The sequence below is a fragment of the Mesorhizobium sp. RSR380A genome, from assembly GCF_054719385.1.
Genome location: NZ_JBTTIB010000001.1, coordinates 760,978 through 777,076, shown reverse-complemented (window position 1 = coordinate 777,076; position 16,099 = coordinate 760,978). Strand labels below are relative to the sequence as shown.

Annotated in this window: 18 protein-coding genes, 1 other RNA gene and 1 pseudogene; 12 read left to right on the top strand and 8 right to left on the bottom strand. The window is 62.8% G+C overall.

What is annotated here, in order from left to right:
* Positions 1 to 6 precede the first annotated feature (6 nt).
* A complete protein-coding gene (locus tag ACYG9Z_RS03870) occupies positions 7 to 435 on the bottom strand; it encodes a MarR family winged helix-turn-helix transcriptional regulator (protein ID WP_031201823.1) in 429 nt (142 codons plus the stop codon).
* A 172-nt stretch (positions 436 to 607) separates the two neighbouring features.
* Between ACYG9Z_RS03870 and ACYG9Z_RS03865 the strand changes: the two genes are divergently transcribed.
* Entirely contained in the window at positions 608 to 2,398 is a 1,791-nt protein-coding gene (locus ACYG9Z_RS03865) for a chloride channel protein (protein WP_023753121.1), read from the top strand.
* Here the strand turns inward: ACYG9Z_RS03865 and ACYG9Z_RS03860 are convergent.
* The 4 genes from ACYG9Z_RS03860 to ACYG9Z_RS03845 all read right to left on the bottom strand — a co-directional run bounded on the left by ACYG9Z_RS03860 (position 2,395) and on the right by ACYG9Z_RS03845 (position 4,208).
* The gene (locus tag ACYG9Z_RS03860; protein WP_023688060.1) at positions 2,395 to 2,622 is read right to left on the bottom strand and encodes a ribbon-helix-helix domain-containing protein; all 228 of its coding nucleotides are present in this window, start codon (positions 2,620 to 2,622) and stop codon (positions 2,395 to 2,397) included. The two genes, ACYG9Z_RS03865 and ACYG9Z_RS03860, sit on opposite strands and share 4 nt — an antisense overlap.
* A gap of 13 nt (positions 2,623 to 2,635) precedes the next feature.
* Entirely contained in the window at positions 2,636 to 2,830 is a 195-nt protein-coding gene (locus ACYG9Z_RS03855; RefSeq protein WP_023688061.1) for a DUF4169 family protein, read from the bottom strand.
* Between the two features lie 18 nt (positions 2,831 to 2,848).
* Positions 2,849 to 3,394 carry an SspB family protein gene (locus ACYG9Z_RS03850; RefSeq protein ID WP_023688062.1) on the bottom strand — a complete coding sequence of 182 codons (546 nt, stop codon included), beginning with the start codon at positions 3,392 to 3,394 and terminating at the stop codon, positions 2,849 to 2,851.
* Positions 3,395 to 3,524: 130 nt separating this feature from the next.
* Positions 3,525 to 4,208 carry a TetR/AcrR family transcriptional regulator gene (locus ACYG9Z_RS03845; RefSeq protein ID WP_023688063.1) on the bottom strand — a complete coding sequence of 228 codons (684 nt, stop codon included), beginning with the start codon at positions 4,206 to 4,208 and terminating at the stop codon, positions 3,525 to 3,527.
* 187 nt (positions 4,209 to 4,395) lie between these two features.
* Here ACYG9Z_RS03845 and ACYG9Z_RS03840 point away from each other — a divergent pair, with 187 nt between their 5' ends.
* The gene (locus ACYG9Z_RS03840; RefSeq protein ID WP_023682099.1) at positions 4,396 to 5,601 is read left to right on the top strand and encodes a multidrug effflux MFS transporter; all 1,206 of its coding nucleotides are present in this window, start codon (positions 4,396 to 4,398) and stop codon (positions 5,599 to 5,601) included.
* Between the two features lie 212 nt (positions 5,602 to 5,813).
* Here ACYG9Z_RS03840 and ssrA read toward each other — a convergent pair.
* Positions 5,814 to 6,172: a transfer-messenger RNA gene (gene ssrA, locus ACYG9Z_RS03835) on the bottom strand.
* Between the two features lie 168 nt (positions 6,173 to 6,340).
* Here ssrA and ACYG9Z_RS03830 point away from each other — a divergent pair.
* Both ACYG9Z_RS03830 and ACYG9Z_RS03825 read left to right on the top strand, forming a co-directional pair.
* A complete protein-coding gene (locus ACYG9Z_RS03830) occupies positions 6,341 to 6,652 on the top strand; it encodes a DUF2853 family protein (RefSeq protein ID WP_023668323.1) in 312 nt (103 codons plus the stop codon).
* Positions 6,653 to 6,993: 341 nt separating this feature from the next.
* Positions 6,994 to 7,788 (top strand): thymidylate synthase, encoded by a 795-nt coding sequence (locus ACYG9Z_RS03825; protein WP_023688064.1) that lies wholly within the window; start codon positions 6,994 to 6,996, stop codon positions 7,786 to 7,788.
* Positions 7,789 to 7,816: 28 nt separating this feature from the next.
* Here ACYG9Z_RS03825 and ACYG9Z_RS03820 read toward each other — a convergent pair.
* Positions 7,817 to 8,014, bottom strand: a pseudogene (locus ACYG9Z_RS03820) (TOBE domain-containing protein).
* A 159-nt stretch (positions 8,015 to 8,173) separates the two neighbouring features.
* Between ACYG9Z_RS03820 and modA the strand changes: the two are divergent.
* The 4 genes from modA (at position 8,174) to ACYG9Z_RS03800 (ending at position 11,207) form a co-directional block, all read left to right on the top strand.
* Positions 8,174 to 8,968, top strand: a complete 795-nt coding sequence (modA, locus tag ACYG9Z_RS03815) for a molybdate ABC transporter substrate-binding protein (protein WP_155927182.1) — start codon at positions 8,174 to 8,176, stop codon at positions 8,966 to 8,968.
* Positions 8,969 to 8,982: 14 nt separating this feature from the next.
* Positions 8,983 to 9,687: a molybdate ABC transporter permease subunit gene (modB, locus tag ACYG9Z_RS03810; RefSeq protein ID WP_023668326.1), complete on the top strand. Its 705-nt coding sequence runs from the start codon at positions 8,983 to 8,985 to the stop codon at positions 9,685 to 9,687.
* The gene (modC, locus tag ACYG9Z_RS03805; RefSeq protein ID WP_023690903.1) at positions 9,684 to 10,796 is read left to right on the top strand and encodes a molybdenum ABC transporter ATP-binding protein; all 1,113 of its coding nucleotides are present in this window, start codon (positions 9,684 to 9,686) and stop codon (positions 10,794 to 10,796) included. Before modB ends, modC begins: the two co-directional genes overlap by 4 nt.
* A 69-nt stretch (positions 10,797 to 10,865) precedes the next feature.
* On the top strand, positions 10,866 to 11,207 hold the full coding sequence (locus ACYG9Z_RS03800; protein WP_023667411.1) for a winged helix-turn-helix domain-containing protein: 342 nt from the start codon (positions 10,866 to 10,868) through the stop codon (positions 11,205 to 11,207).
* Between the two features lie 202 nt (positions 11,208 to 11,409).
* On the opposite strand, the gene cobF is transcribed toward ACYG9Z_RS03800, so the two are convergent.
* The gene (cobF, locus tag ACYG9Z_RS03795; RefSeq protein WP_023753124.1) at positions 11,410 to 12,183 is read right to left on the bottom strand and encodes a precorrin-6A synthase (deacetylating); all 774 of its coding nucleotides are present in this window, start codon (positions 12,181 to 12,183) and stop codon (positions 11,410 to 11,412) included.
* 147 nt (positions 12,184 to 12,330) lie between these two features.
* Between cobF and ACYG9Z_RS03790 the strand changes: the two genes are divergently transcribed.
* The 4 genes from ACYG9Z_RS03790 (at position 12,331) to hflC (ending at position 16,097) form a co-directional block, all read left to right on the top strand.
* Entirely contained in the window at positions 12,331 to 13,347 is a 1,017-nt protein-coding gene (locus ACYG9Z_RS03790; protein WP_023699581.1) for a DUF4424 domain-containing protein, read from the top strand.
* Complete coding sequence (locus ACYG9Z_RS03785; RefSeq protein WP_023667408.1) at positions 13,347 to 13,865, top strand: dihydrofolate reductase; 519 nt, start codon at positions 13,347 to 13,349, stop codon at positions 13,863 to 13,865. Before ACYG9Z_RS03790 ends, ACYG9Z_RS03785 begins: the two co-directional genes overlap by 1 nt.
* Positions 13,866 to 14,010: 145 nt before the next feature.
* A complete protein-coding gene (hflK, locus tag ACYG9Z_RS03780; protein ID WP_023682090.1) occupies positions 14,011 to 15,120 on the top strand; it encodes an FtsH protease activity modulator HflK in 1,110 nt (369 codons plus the stop codon).
* Complete coding sequence (gene hflC, locus ACYG9Z_RS03775; protein ID WP_460222876.1) at positions 15,120 to 16,097, top strand: protease modulator HflC; 978 nt, start codon at positions 15,120 to 15,122, stop codon at positions 16,095 to 16,097. The genes hflK and hflC overlap by 1 nt, the downstream gene beginning before the upstream one ends.
* Positions 16,098 to 16,099: the final 2 nt, after the last annotated feature.

The following is a 16,099-nucleotide window of genomic DNA, read 5'->3' as shown; positions in this document are numbered from 1 at the left end:
TGCGGACTATTGCTTGTGACGGGTCAGCAGGCGTTCCAGCATCGGTTCGATGCGCTTGAGCTCATCGAGATGCGCGGCGGACAATTCGGCAAGACGGTCTTCGGCGTGTTCGGTCAAGCGCAAAAACACGCGCCGCTGGTCGTGTTTGTCCTGATGCCGGATCACAAGTCCTGCCTCGCCTAGGCGGTTGACCAGCTCGACGGCGCTGTGGTGGCGGATGCGCAGGCGCTCGGCCAAGTCGCCAACCGTGACCGACCCGCCATCCGGAAACCCCTTGATCGCCAGCAGCGCCTGATGCTGGCGCGGCGTCAGGCCGGCATCGTTGGCCTGCGTCTGGCTGAATTCGAGGAAGCGCCGGATCAGGTAACGGAATTCGGACAGGCGCTGGTAGTCGGCCTGCGAGATGGCGGGGCGTGGGTTCTTTGGCACGGTCATTTCCGATCTCTATCGCCCTTTGTCTGAAAAGCTCAACCGCCAGCGCGCAGTCGTTGTCCAATGACGCGGTAAAGCGGTCGAGAACGACCTTGAATATTTATGTCGTGTTACGATACATAGCGGCCCGACAACAGGATGGCGCGCTCGGCGTCGTCGGAAAGCTGGACGCCACATGAAATCCTCGGAAACTCACCTGCGCGACTTCACTACCGATGCGCGCGTGCTGCTCATTGCGGCGATCGCCGTGGTGATTGCAACCGCAGGACTGTTTGCCGGTATTGCGCTGCTTAAGCTGATCCAGCTTGCCACCAACTTCGCTTATTTCGGCCAATTCTCATTCGCCAATCTGAAGCTGCAGCACACACCGCTCGGTTACGCCGCGGTCGTCGTTCCGGTGATCGGCGCGCTGATCATCGGCTTGATGGCCAGATATGGCAGCGAGAAGATCCGCGGCCACGGAATCCCCGAGGCCATCGAGGCAATCCTGCTCGGTCGCTCACGGCTTGATGCCAAGGTGGCGATCCTCAAGCCGCTGTCGTCGGCGATCTCGATCGGCAGCGGCGGTCCGTTCGGCGCCGAAGGGCCGATCATCATGACCGGCGGCGCCATCGGCTCGCTGATCGCGCAGATGCTGCCGGTCAGCGACAATGAGCGCAAGACGCTGCTCGTGGCGGGCGCGGCGGCAGGCATGACCACCGTGTTCGGAACGCCGATCGCGGCCATCATGCTGGCGGTGGAACTGCTGCTCTTCGAATGGACGCCGCGCAGCTTCATCCCCGTGGCCGTTGCCGCCATCATTGCCGAGGTCGAGCGCACCATGCTGCATTTGCCGGGGCCGATCTTCCCGTTCCAAGGCAGCATGGAGGCTTCGTTCACCGGCCTGGGCGGCTGGGTGCTGATCGGGATATGCGCCGGGCTCCTGTCCGGCCTGCTGACCCAGATGGTCTATGCCTGCGAAGACGCTTTCCAGAAGCTGCCGATACACTGGATGTGGTGGCCGATGATCGGTGGCCTGGTGGTCGGCATTGGCGGACTGATCGAGCCGCAGGCATTGGGCGTCGGCTATGACAACATCGCCGACATGCTCGATGGCCGCTTGATCGCCACGGCGGCACTTGTCCTATTGGTGGTCAAGGCGATCATCTGGTCGGTGGCGCTCGGTTCTGGAACGTCCGGTGGCGTGCTGGCGCCGCTGCTGATCATGGGCGGCGCCATGGGCGCGGTTCTCGCCGGCATCCTGCCTGAGGCGACGCCCGGCTTCTGGCCGTTGCTGGCGATGGCGGCGACCATGGGCGGCACCATGCGCGCGCCGCTGACGGCGACCTTCTTTGCGGTCGAACTCACCGGCAACACCCATGTGCTGGTGCCGTTGATCGCCGCTTGCGCGGCCGCTCACGCCGTCACCGTGCTGTTGATGAAGCGGTCGATCCTGACGGAAAAGATTGCCAGGCGAGGGCATCATCTGGTTCGCGAATATGGTGTCGATCCGTTCGCGCTGACCAGGGTGCGCGAGGTCATGACCGCGCAGGTGGAGAGCGTGCCGGCGACGATGACGCTACATGGCGCAGCCGCCTTCCTGACCGCGCCCGAGACGCGGCATCCGAGCTTTCCCGTCGTCAGCGAAGACGGCCAGGTGCTTGGCGTCATCGATCCGCCGGCGATCCTGCGCTGGAGGCGCGCGGGCAAGCACCGCACCACGACGCTTGGCGAATTGCTTGACGGCGGCAAGCTCACGCTTGCCTATCCGGACGAGTATCTCGATGGTCTTTCCGACAAGCTGCTGATGGCCAATGTCTCGCATCTGCCGGTTGTCGCGCGCGAGGATGCGCGGCTGGTCGGCTATGTCGGCTGGAAGGATTTGATGCGCGTCCGGTCGAAGAAGGCTGCCGAGGAACGCGATCGCTCGACGCTGCTGGGATTTGGCACCCGCAGCAAGAAACAGAATGCGGTCATAAAGGCCTAAGAAGTTCTGGCGTCGCGCTTGGCCCAGTCCAGCACGTGGAGCCTGAGCGCCGAGGACAGATTGGCATCGCGCGGTCTTGTCTCGTCGATCTCCGCGACCAGGGCAGCAAGGGTCAGCTTGCGCGCGGCGGCGATGGCGACGAGATCGTCATAAAAGGGTTTTTCGAGGGAATAGCTGGTGCGATGGCCGCGGATGGTCACGGAGCGTTTTTCGACCGGGCTCACCGCAGGCCGTCCATCAATCGCCCTGGTCTTCCGGGCGTTCGCGGCGGTGGCCGGCGACGAATTTTTCGGCCTTGTCCGATGTAAGACGGTCACGAGTTCTTTCGGCTTTGGAACGGCCGTGCAGAGCGCGGTTCTCGCCGGCGAGCTTTTCGTTTTCGGTGCGCGCCTTCTGCTTGCGGACCTGGCGAAGGTTGACGATTTCGCCCATGTCGCGCCGACCGTCCCGCTACTTCTTGCGGAAGGCGTCGAGCGACACGACGTCGGCGCCCTTGCCGGCGGCGGCATCGGCCACGGCGGGCTTTTTCTCGACCTCGGTGGCAGCTGCCCTCTTCTCGGCCTTCGGCTTTTTCTCGGAGACGATAGCCAAAGGCTCGGCAGCCGGCTGGGCGGCTGCATCGTCTTCCGCCGGGACGTCGGTCTTAACGTCGAATTCGAGTTCGAAATTGACCGATGGGTCGTAGAAGCCGCGTACGGCCGAGAACGGAATTTCCAGCTTCTCCGGCACGTCGGAGAAGGACAGCCCGACCTCGAAGCCGGTATCGGTCACCTTGAGGTCCCAATACTGGAACTGGATGACGATGGTCATCTGTTCGGGATAGCGCTCGCGCAGCCTGGAGGACACCCGCACGCCCGGCGCGCCGGTCAGGAATGTGATGAAGAAATGATGATTGCCGGGAAGGCCGGTGCGCGCGACTTCGGCCAGGACCTTGCGCATGACGCCGCGCAATGCCTCCTGGGCCAGAATGTCGTAGCGGATGTGGTCGTCGGCCATGTGCTGGTCGGGTTCCGTTGAATCGTCCGCATAGCTGTAATCAAGCTTGAGCGCGGCGTAAACCGGATATAGATCGCTGATGCGCCGAAGCGAAGCCCGTAACGGACGATTTGATCGCCTGCTTTGGCGTTCAGGCGCTGGCCAGCTGTTTTTCCATCGCTGCCGCTGATCTGCGCTTGCCGAAGGCGCGCAGGAATGTGCGCACGCCGTGGGTCGCGGATTGCAGCACTTCATCTTCCGACGGCATGCCGCCTAGCATGAAGGTGGTCTGCAGTTCGGCGTTGGCTAGCGCCAGAAACTGGCGTGCGGCGACATCGGGATCGTCGACCGCGAGATGGCCGGCATGGGCGAGGCGGGCAAAACGGGCGGCAAGTGCCGGCCAGGTCCGGCCCGGCCCCTGGTCGCGCCATTCTGCGAAGAGCTCGGGATAGCGCTCGCCTTCGGTCTGGATCAGCTTGCGCAGGAAGCGTCCGTCGCGGTTGCAGATGCAGTTCTGATTCATGCGCACGGCAAAGCCGATCAGGTCGGCTTCCAGATCCTTCGGCTGGTCTGGGAAAGAGGCGAAGGTGGCGAAGATGCCGGCATTGCAGCGCTCCGTCAGATCGCGCACCACAGCCATGAAGAGCTTTTCCTTGTCGCGGTGGTGATTGTAGATGGTCTGGCGCGACACGCCGGCCTCCACCGCGATCAGGTCGATATTGGCGCCGGCAAAGCCTTCCCGGCAGAAGACCGAAGCCGCCGCATCGATGATCGACATACGCTTGGCCTCGTGGCCGCGTGGCGGGAAAATGTCAGGAGAAACGGCAAGCTTCATAGAAATCTATATAGAGGTGATTGACGAATTAGACAAGGCTGTCTAAATTTGTGGACACAATAAATGGGAATTCGCTCCGTAGAGACGAATAATCTCGCTCTGAGCCGTCGGATTTCAACGGGATGGAACGTCCTAGGGTTAGTCGTCGCGTTGGCGGCGCCAACCAGACTTGAAAGAAGCCTTTATCATGAGTCCCAAATTCCTCCGCATCGCGGTCGTGCTCGGCCTGTTGTCCGCTATCGGCCCCTTCGCCATCGACATGTATCTGCCGGCGTTGCCTTCGATCGGCGAGGATCTGCATGCCGGCACCGCCGCCGTTCAGATGAGCCTTTTGATCTTCTTCCTGTCGATGGGCTTCGGCCAGATCGTCGTCGGACCGATCTCCGACATGGTCGGCCGCAAGCTGCCGCTTTACGGCGGCCTTGCGCTGTTCATGGTCGGCGGTATCGGTTCGGCCATGAGCCCGACCATCGAATGGCTGATCGCCTTCCGCTTCCTGCAGGGGCTGGGCGCCAGCGCCGGCATGGCGGTGCCGCGCGCCATCGTGCGCGACCTGCACACCGGCACCGAAGCCGCCAAGCTGATGTCGCTGCTGATGCTGGTGTTTTCGGTGTCGCCGATCCTGGCGCCGCTGACCGGCAGCCAGATCATCGAGAATTTTGGCTGGCGCGCCGTGTTCTGGACGGTGACGGGCGCGGCCCTTCTGGCCACCATTCTGCTGGCGACCTCGCTGAAGGAGACGCGGCCGGCGGAAGAACGCGTCGGTTCGTCCTTCGGAACCGCACTCGCCGGCTATCGCTTCCTCATGGGTGACCGCAATTTCCTCGGCCTGGTGGCGATCGCCGGCTTCGGCATCGCCAGCTTCTTCGTATACCTCTCGAGTTCGTCCTTCATCCTGATCGACCATTACGGGCTGTCGCCTTCCGTCTACAGCGTGTTCTTCTCGATCAATGCGGTGGCCTTCATCGGCATGTCGCAACTGACGGGGATGCTGTCGGAGCGCTTCGGGCTGAAGCGCGTCGTCTGGGTGGCGGTAACCGGCTATGCCACGACGATGGTTGTGCTGTTCGCAGTCATGGCGACCGGCGTCGACCGGCTCGATGTTATGGCGGCACTGCTGTTCGTCGGCTACGGCTTCCTCGGCCTGGTCATCCCGACGACGTCGGTGCTGGCCATGGAAGAGCATGGCGAGATCGCCGGCACGGCCTCGGCGCTGATGGGCACCCTGCACTTCGCCATCGGTGCGCTGGCGATGGGCGTCGCCGGCATCTTCTTCGACGGCACCCCGCTGCCCATGGTGGCCGGCATCACGCTCTGCGCGGTGATCTCGTTCACGCTGGCCAAACTGACGCTTGGCCGCTCGCGCGAAGCCGTTGAAGCGCCGGCCGAGTAAGCTGACCGCAATCGACCGGAAAGGCCGGGTCATCCCGGCCTTTTTCACGTCTGGGGTAATCCGGCCCCGGCCAGAACCACGGCCTTCGACCGACGCCAGCGGCAAATTGCACCAGCTCATGGCTCAATTTGGTGTAGGCTTCGCGGCCCATCGTCATGCGAAATCCGGCCAGCGGCAGCCGGCATTGAGCGTACGATATCGAGGAGGGGAGAAGTGGAGGTTTCTGTTGCCAGGTACCTCCGAACCCCGCCTAGAAGTGCGAACCTCTAGGGCTTGATTTGAAGCTATCGCACCGCTTACGCGGCGAGACGTGCTTCCGCATAGTTGTCATTTGCAACTACAGGTTTAGCCCGATGACGGTGGTACCATGCCGGGCAAAAGTACGATCTTTACACCTTCGTCGATCCTATTTCGCCCCCAGCAACAGCCGCTCTGATCACAGAACGGTTCTTGGTGGAGGCGCCGGGTACCGCCCCCGGGTCCGAACGGCTTATTACATCGCCCATTTATCGCCATAGTCGGTCAAGCCGACAAAACGAATATAGGGGGCGGGCGCACAAAATGAAAGGCCGCAATGACACTTCTTGGCCGCACCAAACTGCGGCGCCGAGGGTTGACTCGCGGGCGGTCTCAACCGAAGCTTTGCGATGGTGAGGAGTATCGACCGAGCGCACAAGTTGCGGCAGCGCGCCACAGCCCTCATCGATCGGATCCCGTGGCGCCGACATGGGGAAATTTGATGGCCGATTATCTCGCAGACGTGAAGAAATACGACGCCGCCGCAAATGCCGATGTGGTTGCCAAGATTGTGAAACATCTGGGCATCGCGCTGCGCAACCGCGATTCCTCGCTGGTATCCTGCACCGACCCCAAGGAATTGGAGCGCGTCAAGACCAACTGGGTTGCCAAGAAACTTGGCGTGACCGACGGGGCGAAAGCCGACTCAGCGATCGAGAAGACCTGCAAGGCGTTGGCCGCCGACAGCTCCAAGAGCCGCGTGACTTTCTACTATCTGGTCGCCAAGGATCTGGGCAAGCTCGGCTCTTTGTAGAGATTATTGCCGATAGGCAGAGCGCGCGTTTGATTTTGCTCCTCACCGGAGGTCAGCACCGCCCCTCATTGCCCTGCCGGGCATTTCTCCCCGTATAGTGACGGGGAGAAAGGGCTGACCGCAGCCTTGGCTCTCTCTCTCGAACGCTTGTGATTGGCGAAACCGCTGATCACAGCGCCCCTCTCCCCGTCCCTATACGGGGAGAGGATGCCGGCAGGCAGGTGAGGGGCAACGCTAACCCTTGAAGAGTGATGGGGCAAGCCGCGTTCTGGTCCTTTTGCTGTGTTCGGCCGGCGGCCAGTCGGTTATGATGGCGGTAACCCCGAATCGAGGCGAAGCCGATGCGCCAGTATCTCGACCTTTTGCAGCATGTGCTGGACAATGGCGCCGACCGTGGCGACCGCACGGGCACCGGCACGCGTGGGGTGTTCGGGTACCAGATGCGCTTCGACCTGTCGCGCGGCTTTCCCGTCACCACCACCAAGAAGCTGCATCTGAAGTCGATCATCCATGAACTCCTGTGGTTCCTGGCCGGCGACACCAACATCAAATACCTTAGAGATCATGGCGTTTCGATCTGGGACGAATGGGCCGACGAGAATGGCGATCTCGGACCGGTCTATGGCAAGCAGTGGCGCTCCTGGCCGGATGGCCATGGCGGGTCGATCGACCAGATTGCCAATGTTCTGAAGGAGATACGCAGGAATCCGAATTCACGCCGGCTGATCGTTTCGGCGTGGAACCCGGCCGAAGTGGAGGCGATGGCGCTGCCGCCCTGCCACTGCCTGTTCCAGTTCTACGTCTCGGACGGCAAGCTGTCCTGCCAGCTCTACCAGCGCTCGGCCGACATTTTTCTCGGCGTACCCTTCAACATCGCTTCCTACGCGCTGCTGACCCTGATGGTGGCGCAGGTGACCGGGCTGAAGCCCGGCGAGTTCGTCCATACGCTGGGCGATGCGCATCTCTATTCCAACCATTTCGAGCAGGCGCGCGAGCAATTGCGGCGCACACCCAAGGCGCTGCCGACGCTGTGGATCAATCCGGAGGTGAAGGACCTGTTCGCCTTCCGCTTCGAGGATTTCCGGCTGGAAAACTATTTTGCCGACGCTTCGATCAAGGCGCCGATCGCGGTCTGATCCGTCCACCGTCAATCAATTCCGACCCTCAATCGATGTCGACCATGACGTCGGTTGCCTTGATCATGGTATAGGCTGCTTGCCTTTTTCGAGCTTGAGATCGGCAACGGCCTCGTTGGTGATCGAAGCGTGACGACGGAGCCGGCGACATCACCGCGGACAGGCGAGGTGCTTTGACGATCTCGACGATCGTTCCCTTGAGGATGTTGCGGGCGCTGATCTTCATCGGAGTTCCTTTCCGGGTTTCGGTGCACGTCCAAACCAGAACAATCGATGCCGAACATACGCTTTCGCAGGAGGCGGCCTTCCCTTGTTATATTCATCCAGATATATCGGTCGGCAGGAGTCGAGCCAGCAGATTTCAAGCCCAGGGAGAGTTTTCATGTTGGGGCACAAAGGTTTTGGTATGAGGGCAATCGCGATTGGCGGCTTTGCCGTAGCTCTGATGGCCGTGATGCCGGCGGCTCACGCGGGAGACAAGGTGATCGTGTTTGCCGCAGCCAGCCTCAAGGACGGGCTCGACGCCGTCACCAAGGCCTGCGAAGCCGATGTCGGTGAAGCGGCGACCGTCTCCTACGCCGCGAGCTCGGCGCTGGCCAAGCAGATCGAAAGCGGGGCGCCCGCCGATGTGTTCATTTCGGCCGATCTCGACTGGATGAAGTACCTCTCCGACAAGAGACTGACCAAGCCGGAAACCGAGGTGAAACTGCTCGGCAACCAGATCGTGCTGGTGGCGCCACAGGATTCCAAGGTTGAGACCAGGATCGAGAAAGGCTTCGACCTGGCCAAGCTGGTTGGCGACGGCAGGCTTGCCATGGGCGACGTCAAGGCGGTGCCGGCCGGCAAATACGGCAAGGCGGCACTTGAATCGCTCGGCGTCTGGTCGTCGGTCGAAGGCAAGGTGGCGCAGGCCGAGAATGTGCGCGCCGCGCTCAAGCTGGTTTCAACGGGCGAGGCCGCGCTCGGCATCGTCTATGCCACCGACGCGCATGCCGACAAGGGAGTCAAGGTGGTCGGCACCTTCCCGGAGGATTCGCACCCGCCGATCATCTATCCGGTTGCCGAGACCACCGATTCGAAGGACAAGGATACGCCGGCCTTCCTGAAGTGCCTGCAGTCCGCCAAGGCGGCGGAACTGTTTAGGGATCAGGGTTTCACCGTGCTCACGCCGAGCAATTAAGGTAGCGGCTGAGTATGAACTGGCTGCTGGACCTCACTCCCGACGAATGGAATGCGGTCCGGCTGTCGATCAAGGTGGCGACGGTGGCGATGCTGTTCAGCCTGCCGCCGGGCATCTTGATGGCGCTTTTGCTGGCCCGCGGAAAATTCTGGGGCAAGACGCTGCTCAACGGTGTGGTTCACCTGCCGTTGATCCTGCCGCCGGTGGTGACAGGTTATCTCTTGCTGCTTACCTTCGGCCGGCGCGGGCCGGCGGGAGCGTTCCTGGCCGAGCATTTCGGCATCGTCTTCTCGTTTCGCTGGACCGGCGCCGCACTGGCCTGCGGTATCATGGGCTTTCCCCTGATGGTGCGGGCGATCCGGCTGTCGATCGAGGCGGTCGACCGCAAAATGGAGGCAGCGGCGGGAACGCTCGGCGCCAACCCGGTTTGGGTCTTCGCCACCATCACGCTGCCGCTGATCCTGCCCGGGCTGATCGCCGGCTCGATCCTGTCCTTCGCCAAGGCGATGGGCGAGTTCGGCGCCACCATCACCTTCGTCTCCAACATTCCCAACGAGACGCAGACGCTGCCTTCGGCGATCTACACCTTCACGCAGGTGCCTGGCGGCGATGACGGGGCGCTCAGGCTGACGCTGATCTCCATCGTCATCTCGATGGCCGCATTGGTAGCCTCGGAAGTGCTGGCGCGGCGCGTCGGCCGGCGGATGGACATCGAATGAGTGTGCTGGTGGACATCAGCCATCGGCTCGGCGATTTCGCCATCGACGCGCATTTCGAAAGCGCCGGGCGGCTGACGGCGCTGTTCGGGCCCTCGGGCTCCGGCAAGACGACGCTGATCAACGTGATCGCCGGCCTGATCCGGCCGACCAAGGGCCGTATCGCGGTCGACGGCCGTGTGCTGGTCGACACCGATGCCGGCATTTTCGTGCCGAAGCACAAGCGCCGGATCGGCATGGTGTTCCAGGACGCGCGGCTGTTTCCGCATATGAGCGTGGCCGGCAATCTGCGCTACGGCCGCTGGTTCACGCCGCCGGCGGAGCGCTATGCGGATATCGACGCGGTCGTCGAACTGCTCGGCATCGGTCCACTGCTCGACCGGCGACCGGCAAAGCTGTCGGGCGGCGAGAAGCAGCGCGTGGCGATCGGCCGGGCGCTGCTTGCCAGCCCGAAACTGCTGTTGATGGACGAGCCGCTGGCCTCGCTCGACGATGCGCGCAAAGCCGAGATCCTGCCCTATATCGAGCGGCTGCGCGACGAGACCAAGCTGCCCATCGTCTATGTCAGCCATTCCGTCGCCGAGGTGGCGCGGCTGGCCAGCGACGTGGTGGTGATGGCGCAAGGCAAGGTCGCTGCCTCAGGCCCGACCGGCGCGATCATGCAACGGCTCGAATTGCTGCCGGCCGAGGAACGCGGCGAGGGCGGCGCGGTTCTCGACACCAAGGTGCTGCGCCATGATGAGATCTTCGGGATGACCGTGCTCGGCTCGGCGGCGGGCGAAATCCGGGTGCCGCAATTGGCGGTCTCGGTCGGCGCGCCTGTGCGCATCCGAATCCGCGCCCGCGACGTGATGATCGCCACCGAACAGCCGAAAGGTCTCAGTGCGCTCAACATCCTGCCGGGCGCCATCGTCGCAATCGGCTCGGGCGAGGGGCCGACGGTCGAAATCGGCATCGACTGCAATGGCGAAACCGTGCTTGCGCGCATTACCGAACAATCCAGGCAGGTACTGAACCTTCAACTCGGCGGCAAGGTCTTCGCGGTGATCAAGACGGTCAGTTTCGACCGTGCCAACACCGGCGCCGGGCTGCCGGCCGAAGCGGATGGCTGATAACCGCTATATCGTTTTGGAATAGCGCTATGGGTCGAGAGGGGCTAGTGTGACTGTGGAGGACAAGAGATGCCGTCGCTGAGCCTGCGGATAAATCTCGATCCGGACGGGCGCATAGGTCCGGGCAAGATCGAATTGCTGGAGCAGATCGCCACTTTCGGCTCGATCTCGGCTGCGGCACGCGGCATGGAGATGTCCTACAAGCACGCCTGGGATCTGGTGGAAGATATGAACCGTGTGTTCGGCAAGCCACTGGTCGCGGCGCAGACCGGCGGCAAAAAGGGTGGCGGCGCACAGCTGACCTCAGTTGGCCTTGCAGTTGTCAGCCGTTTTCGCGCTATCGAGCGCGCTGCGGCGGCAGCGGCGGCCACGCATATGGACGCCTTGCAGGCGGAGATCGATGCTGGGTGAGGGTTGAAGCTTGCGATCCGTCACACCCCCCTCTGTCCTGCCGGACATCTCCCCCGCAAGGGGGGAGATCAGCTAGCCCGTAGACGGGCGCTAATCTGTTAGGCGATTGGCGAAATCCTCCGTGACGGCCAATCTCCCCACTAGAGGGGGAGATGTCCGGCAGGACAGAGGGGGGCGCGAAGGAACTCGACCTTTGAGCGCGCTATTCCTCGGGCTCTCCTGCTTTACGCAGCAGATAGGTGTCCATGATCCAGCCCTTTCTTTTCCGGGCTTCTTCTCTCGTCCTCTCAATCTCCTCGCCGACATCACCCAGGCGACCGGAAACGATGATCTCGTCCGGTGTGCCGAGATAGGCGCCCCAATGGATGATCAGATCCTTGTCTGCCAGCGTGTTGAAGGCGCATTTGCCGTCGAGCATGACCACGGCGCTGCCGGCATTGTGCGGCATGCCTTGTTCGGCGAGGCGGCGGCCGGTGGTGATCAGCACGGGGTCGCCGATGCGGTTCAGCGCCATCTTGTGGCCGGCGGCTAGCGCCTGGACGGCGGTGATGCCGGGAATGACCTCCAGTTCGAATGCGACATTGCCCCTCAGTCGTACGCGCGCGAGGATGCGTAGCGCGCTGTCATAGAGCGAGGGGTCGCCCCAGATCAGGAAGGCGCCGCAGCCGTCCTCGGCAAGTTCGTCGCGGATCAGGGTCTCATAGATCTGGGCGATGGCCTCGTGCCAGTCATCGACGGTCGAGCGATAGGAAGGCGCCGGCTCGGCGCGCACCGGCACGTCGAACTCGACGCGGCGCGATTTCGGATTGCTGACAAAACGGTCGCAGATATGGCGGCGCAATTCGGCAAGGTCGTTCTTCTTCGCCCCCTTGTCGGGGATAAACAGGACGTCCGCCCGGTTTAGGCCTGATATGGCCTGCACGGTCATATGGTCGGGATTGCCGGCGCCGATGCCGATGACGAGAAGCTTGCGCATGACGCGAACTCCTGCCCGATCGAAACCTGTTAGTCCAGACCGCCGATTGGCGTGTCCAGACACTGTGGCGTCCTGCTGGGAGACGGAAGGCTTTGAAACGCCACATTGAAACGGCTAGGGTCGCGGCATTCTTGGCGAGGGGCTTCGATGTTGCAATATGTTCTGTCCGTAGCGCTGGCGCTTTTTGCCGTGCCCGCGCTGGCCAATGATACGACCGCCGAACTCGGCACAGGTGGCCTGATCCTGTCGCGTAGCGACGCAGTGTCGATGCAAAGCGAGGATCTCTATATCTCGCCGGAAAAGATCACGGTCGACTACGTCTTCCACAACAACACCGACAAGGATGTAAATGCCATCGTCGCTTTTCCGCTGCCGGACATCGAAGGCAATCCGGAGGAAATGCCGGCTATCCCGGAAAACCAGAGCGACAATTTCCTTGGCTTCGAGGTGACGATCGACGGAGCGCCGGCAAAGCCGCAGCTCGAGCAGAAAGTGTTCGCTGTCGGCATCGATATCGGCGCCGATCTGAAGGCGCAGAACGTGCCGTTCAATCCGTTCGGCGATGCGGCCAAGGCGGCCCTGGCGAAGCTGCCGAAAACGGTCGCCGAGGATTGGGAAAACCGCGGCATCATCATCGAGGATACGGGCAGCGACGGTACCGAGGCGAACAAGGTCTATACGCCGTGGTGGCAGTTGCGCTCGACCTATTGGTGGCGCGCGATATTTCCGGCCAACAAGGATGTCCACGTCTCGCACCGCTACAAACCGAGCGTCGGCGGCACGTCATCGGTGAGTTTCTTCTATGACGGCAAGTTCACCGAGGGCAGCCAGTACACGACCTACAAGACCCGCTACTGCATGGACGACAGCTTCGAGAATGCGGTGCGGCAGGCCGCCAAGGCCGACGGTTATCCGCATTTTTACGAGAACCGCATAGCCTATATCCTGACCACCGGCGGCAACTGGGCCAATGGCAGCATCGGCAAGTTCAAGCTAACCGTCGACAAGGGCAATCCGAAAGCGCTGATCTCGTTTTGCGGCGACAATGTCAAGAAGGTCGGGCCGACGACCTTCGAGACGGCGGCGCAGGATCTCTATCCCGAGCACAACATCGACATATTGCTTTTGGAGCCGTCGGATGACGGCGCCGGGGGAGCCAACTGATGGACGTCGCGATCTATGTCGCCATTGCGCAGAACGGCGTCATCGGGCGCGACGGCGGCTTACCGTGGCGGCTGTCCACCGATCTCAAGCGCTTCAAGGCCGATACGATGGGCAAGCCCGTCATCATGGGCCGCAAGACTTATGAAGGCATCGGCCGGCCGCTGCCGGGCCGATTGAACATCGTGGTGACCCGCGACAAGGCCTGGCGCGCCGAGGGCATAGAGGTGGCGCACTCGCTGGAGGCAGCGATCCAGCTGGCCACGGTGCGCGGGCGTTGCATGGCCGGCGTCGACGAAATCTGCATCATCGGCGGCGGCGAGATCTATGCGCAGGCGCTGCCGCTGGCAGACCGGCTGCACGTCACCCATGTGCTGGCGGCGGTCGATGGCGACGCGCATTTTCCCGACATCGATCCGGATTTGTGGCGCCTTGTCAGCGCTCAGGACGTTCCGGCCGGTGAAAAGGACAGCCATGCGACGCGCTATTCGGTTTACGAGCGACGCCGCGGCGTGCATTGAGACGATAAAAGGGTCGCGAACGTCCAAAACGGACATGCTCGGCAGCGGATCGCGTTGAAAGCGCATCGCTGCGTCCCTATAGAAGAACAACTGGATTTTGCGCCGCAACGCCGGCGCTGAGGGAATCCCAAGCGAAAGGACATTCATGCCCTGGAACGACAAGAGCGGCGGCGGCGGCCCATGGGGCGGCGGCGGCAACAATCAGGGACCCTGGGGGCAGGGACCGAAGGGGCCTAGCGGCCCGCCGGGGTCACCTCCCGATCTCGAAGACATCATCCGCCGCGGCCAGGACCGGCTGCGGCGCGCGCTGCCCGGTGGCGGCGGCGCCAGCCCGGCCGTCTTTGCGCTGATCGCAGCGGCTCTGATCGTGCTGTGGGCGTTCAAGGCGGTCTACACCGTGCAGCCGGACGAGGTTGCGGTCGAGCTGCGCTTCGGCAAGCCGAAGGCGGAGCTGTCGCAGCCGGGTCTGCATTTCCATTGGTGGCCGGTCGAAACCGTCGAGACGGCCAACATCGCCGAACAACTCGTCGATATCGGTGGTGGCGGCGCGACGAGCGGCAACTCGTCGGGGCTGATGCTTACCGGCGACCAGAACATCGTCAACGTGCAGTTTTCGGTGGCCTATCAGGTCTCCGATCCCCGGGCCTATCTGTTCGACGTCTCCGATCCCGAAGGCATGCTGCAGCAGGTCGCAGAGAGCGCCATGCGCGAAGCGGTTGGCCGGCGACCGGCGCAGGACATCTTCCGCGACGACCGTCAGGGCATCGCCGCGTCGGTGCGTGAAATCATCCAGACGACGCTGGACGGCTACAAGGCCGGCCTGAATGTCAACGCGGTTTCGATCGAGGACGCGGCGCCGCCGCGTGAAGTGGCCGACGCGTTCGACGAAGTGCAGCGCGCCGAGCAGGACGAAGACAAGTTCGTCGAGCAGGCCAACCAGTATTCCAACCAGAAGCTTGGCCAGGCGCGTGGCGCCGCGGCGCAGATCCGCGAGGACGCGGCAGCCTACAAGAACCGTGTCGTCCAGGAAGCCGAAGGTGAGGCGCAGCGCTTCATCTCGGTCTATGACGAATACGCCAAGGCGCCCGATGTTACGCGCCGGCGGCTTTATCTGGAAACGATGGAGAAGGTGCTGAAGGATTCCAACAAGGTGATCGTCGAACAGGGCAATGGGCAAGGGGTCGTTCCCTATCTGCCGCTGCCGGCACTGCAACCGAAGGCGCCGCCGCCTGCGACCACGGGAGGAGCCCAGTGATGGCCAATCGTCTTCCCATCATCGCGGTCATCGCGGCCGTGCTTCTGTTCCTGCTCTACTCCTCGGTCTTCGTGGTCAACGCGCGCCAGCAGGCGCTCGTGCTGCGGTTCGGCGAGATCGTCGACGTCAAGAATGAACCCGGCATCTATTTCAAGGCGCCTTTCGCCTTCTTCGACGCCGACAGCGTGCAGTTGATCGAAAACAGGGTGCTGCGCTTCGATCTCGATAACATCCGCGTCCAGGTTTCGGGCGGCAAGTTCTATGAGGTCGACGCTTTCATCGCGTACCGCATCTCGGATCCGCGGGTGTTCCGCTCAGCCGTGTCCGGCCAGATCACACTGGCGGAAGCACGACTGAGGACGCGTCTCGATGCGGCGCTGCGCCGTGTCTACGGTCTGCGCGACTTCGAGGCGGCGCTTTCGGAAGAGCGGGCCGTGATGATGCGCGAAGTGCGCGATCAGCTTCGGCCCGACGCCACCTCGCTCGGCCTGCAGATCGAGGATGTGCGCATCCGCCGAACCGATCTGACGGCCGAGGTTTCGCAGCAGACCTTCGACCGCATGAAGGCCGAACGTTTGGCCGAGGCCGAACGGCTGAGGGCACGCGGCAAAGAGGCCGCGCAGCGCATCACCGCCCGCGCCGACCGCGAAGTGGTGGAAATCGTCGCCGAAGCGCGCAAGGAATCGGAAATCCTGCGTGGTGAAGGTGAAGCCCAGCGCAGCGCGACCTTTGCCGACGCCTACAAACGCGATCCGGCGTTCTTCGACTTCTACCGGTCGATGAATGCCTATGGCACGGCGCTGGACAACTCCGGGACGACGATGGTGCTGTCGCCGAACTTGGAGTTCTTCCGCTTCTTCCGCAATCCGGACGGGACGGACGCGAAGCCGGCGGCGCCTGCGGCTCCGGCGACGGCACCTGCCGCGCCGGCGACGGCACCTGCCGCGCCGGCTGCACAACCTGCACCCGCCCAGTAGGG

Excerpts from the sequence above, each read along its gene's own strand:
- modB (WP_023668326.1), top strand. The coding sequence starts at position 8,983 with ATGAACTGGCTGCTGGACCTCACTCCCGACGAATGGAATGCGGTCCGG.
- hflK (WP_023682090.1), top strand. The coding sequence starts at position 14,011 with ATGCCCTGGAACGACAAGAGCGGCGGCGGCGGCCCATGGGGCGGCGGC.
- hflC (WP_460222876.1), top strand. The coding sequence starts at position 15,120 with ATGGCCAATCGTCTTCCCATCATCGCGGTCATCGCGGCCGTGCTTCTG.
- ACYG9Z_RS03790 (WP_023699581.1), top strand. The coding sequence starts at position 12,331 with ATGTTGCAATATGTTCTGTCCGTAGCGCTGGCGCTTTTTGCCGTGCCC.
- cobF (WP_023753124.1), bottom strand. The coding sequence starts at position 12,183 with ATGCGCAAGCTTCTCGTCATCGGCATCGGCGCCGGCAATCCCGACCAT.
- ACYG9Z_RS03830 (WP_023668323.1), top strand. The coding sequence starts at position 6,341 with ATGGCCGATTATCTCGCAGACGTGAAGAAATACGACGCCGCCGCAAAT.
- modC (WP_023690903.1), top strand. The coding sequence starts at position 9,684 with ATGAGTGTGCTGGTGGACATCAGCCATCGGCTCGGCGATTTCGCCATC.
- ACYG9Z_RS03850 (WP_023688062.1), bottom strand. The coding sequence starts at position 3,394 with ATGGCCGACGACCACATCCGCTACGACATTCTGGCCCAGGAGGCATTG.
- ACYG9Z_RS03785 (WP_023667408.1), top strand. The coding sequence starts at position 13,347 with ATGGACGTCGCGATCTATGTCGCCATTGCGCAGAACGGCGTCATCGGG.
- ACYG9Z_RS03825 (WP_023688064.1), top strand. The coding sequence starts at position 6,994 with ATGCGCCAGTATCTCGACCTTTTGCAGCATGTGCTGGACAATGGCGCC.
- ACYG9Z_RS03845 (WP_023688063.1), bottom strand. The coding sequence starts at position 4,208 with ATGAAGCTTGCCGTTTCTCCTGACATTTTCCCGCCACGCGGCCACGAG.
- ACYG9Z_RS03855 (WP_023688061.1), bottom strand. The coding sequence starts at position 2,830 with ATGGGCGAAATCGTCAACCTTCGCCAGGTCCGCAAGCAGAAGGCGCGC.
- ACYG9Z_RS03800 (WP_023667411.1), top strand. The coding sequence starts at position 10,866 with ATGCCGTCGCTGAGCCTGCGGATAAATCTCGATCCGGACGGGCGCATA.
- ACYG9Z_RS03840 (WP_023682099.1), top strand. The coding sequence starts at position 4,396 with ATGAGTCCCAAATTCCTCCGCATCGCGGTCGTGCTCGGCCTGTTGTCC.
- ACYG9Z_RS03870 (WP_031201823.1), bottom strand. The coding sequence starts at position 435 with ATGACCGTGCCAAAGAACCCACGCCCCGCCATCTCGCAGGCCGACTAC.
- ACYG9Z_RS03865 (WP_023753121.1), top strand. The coding sequence starts at position 608 with ATGAAATCCTCGGAAACTCACCTGCGCGACTTCACTACCGATGCGCGC.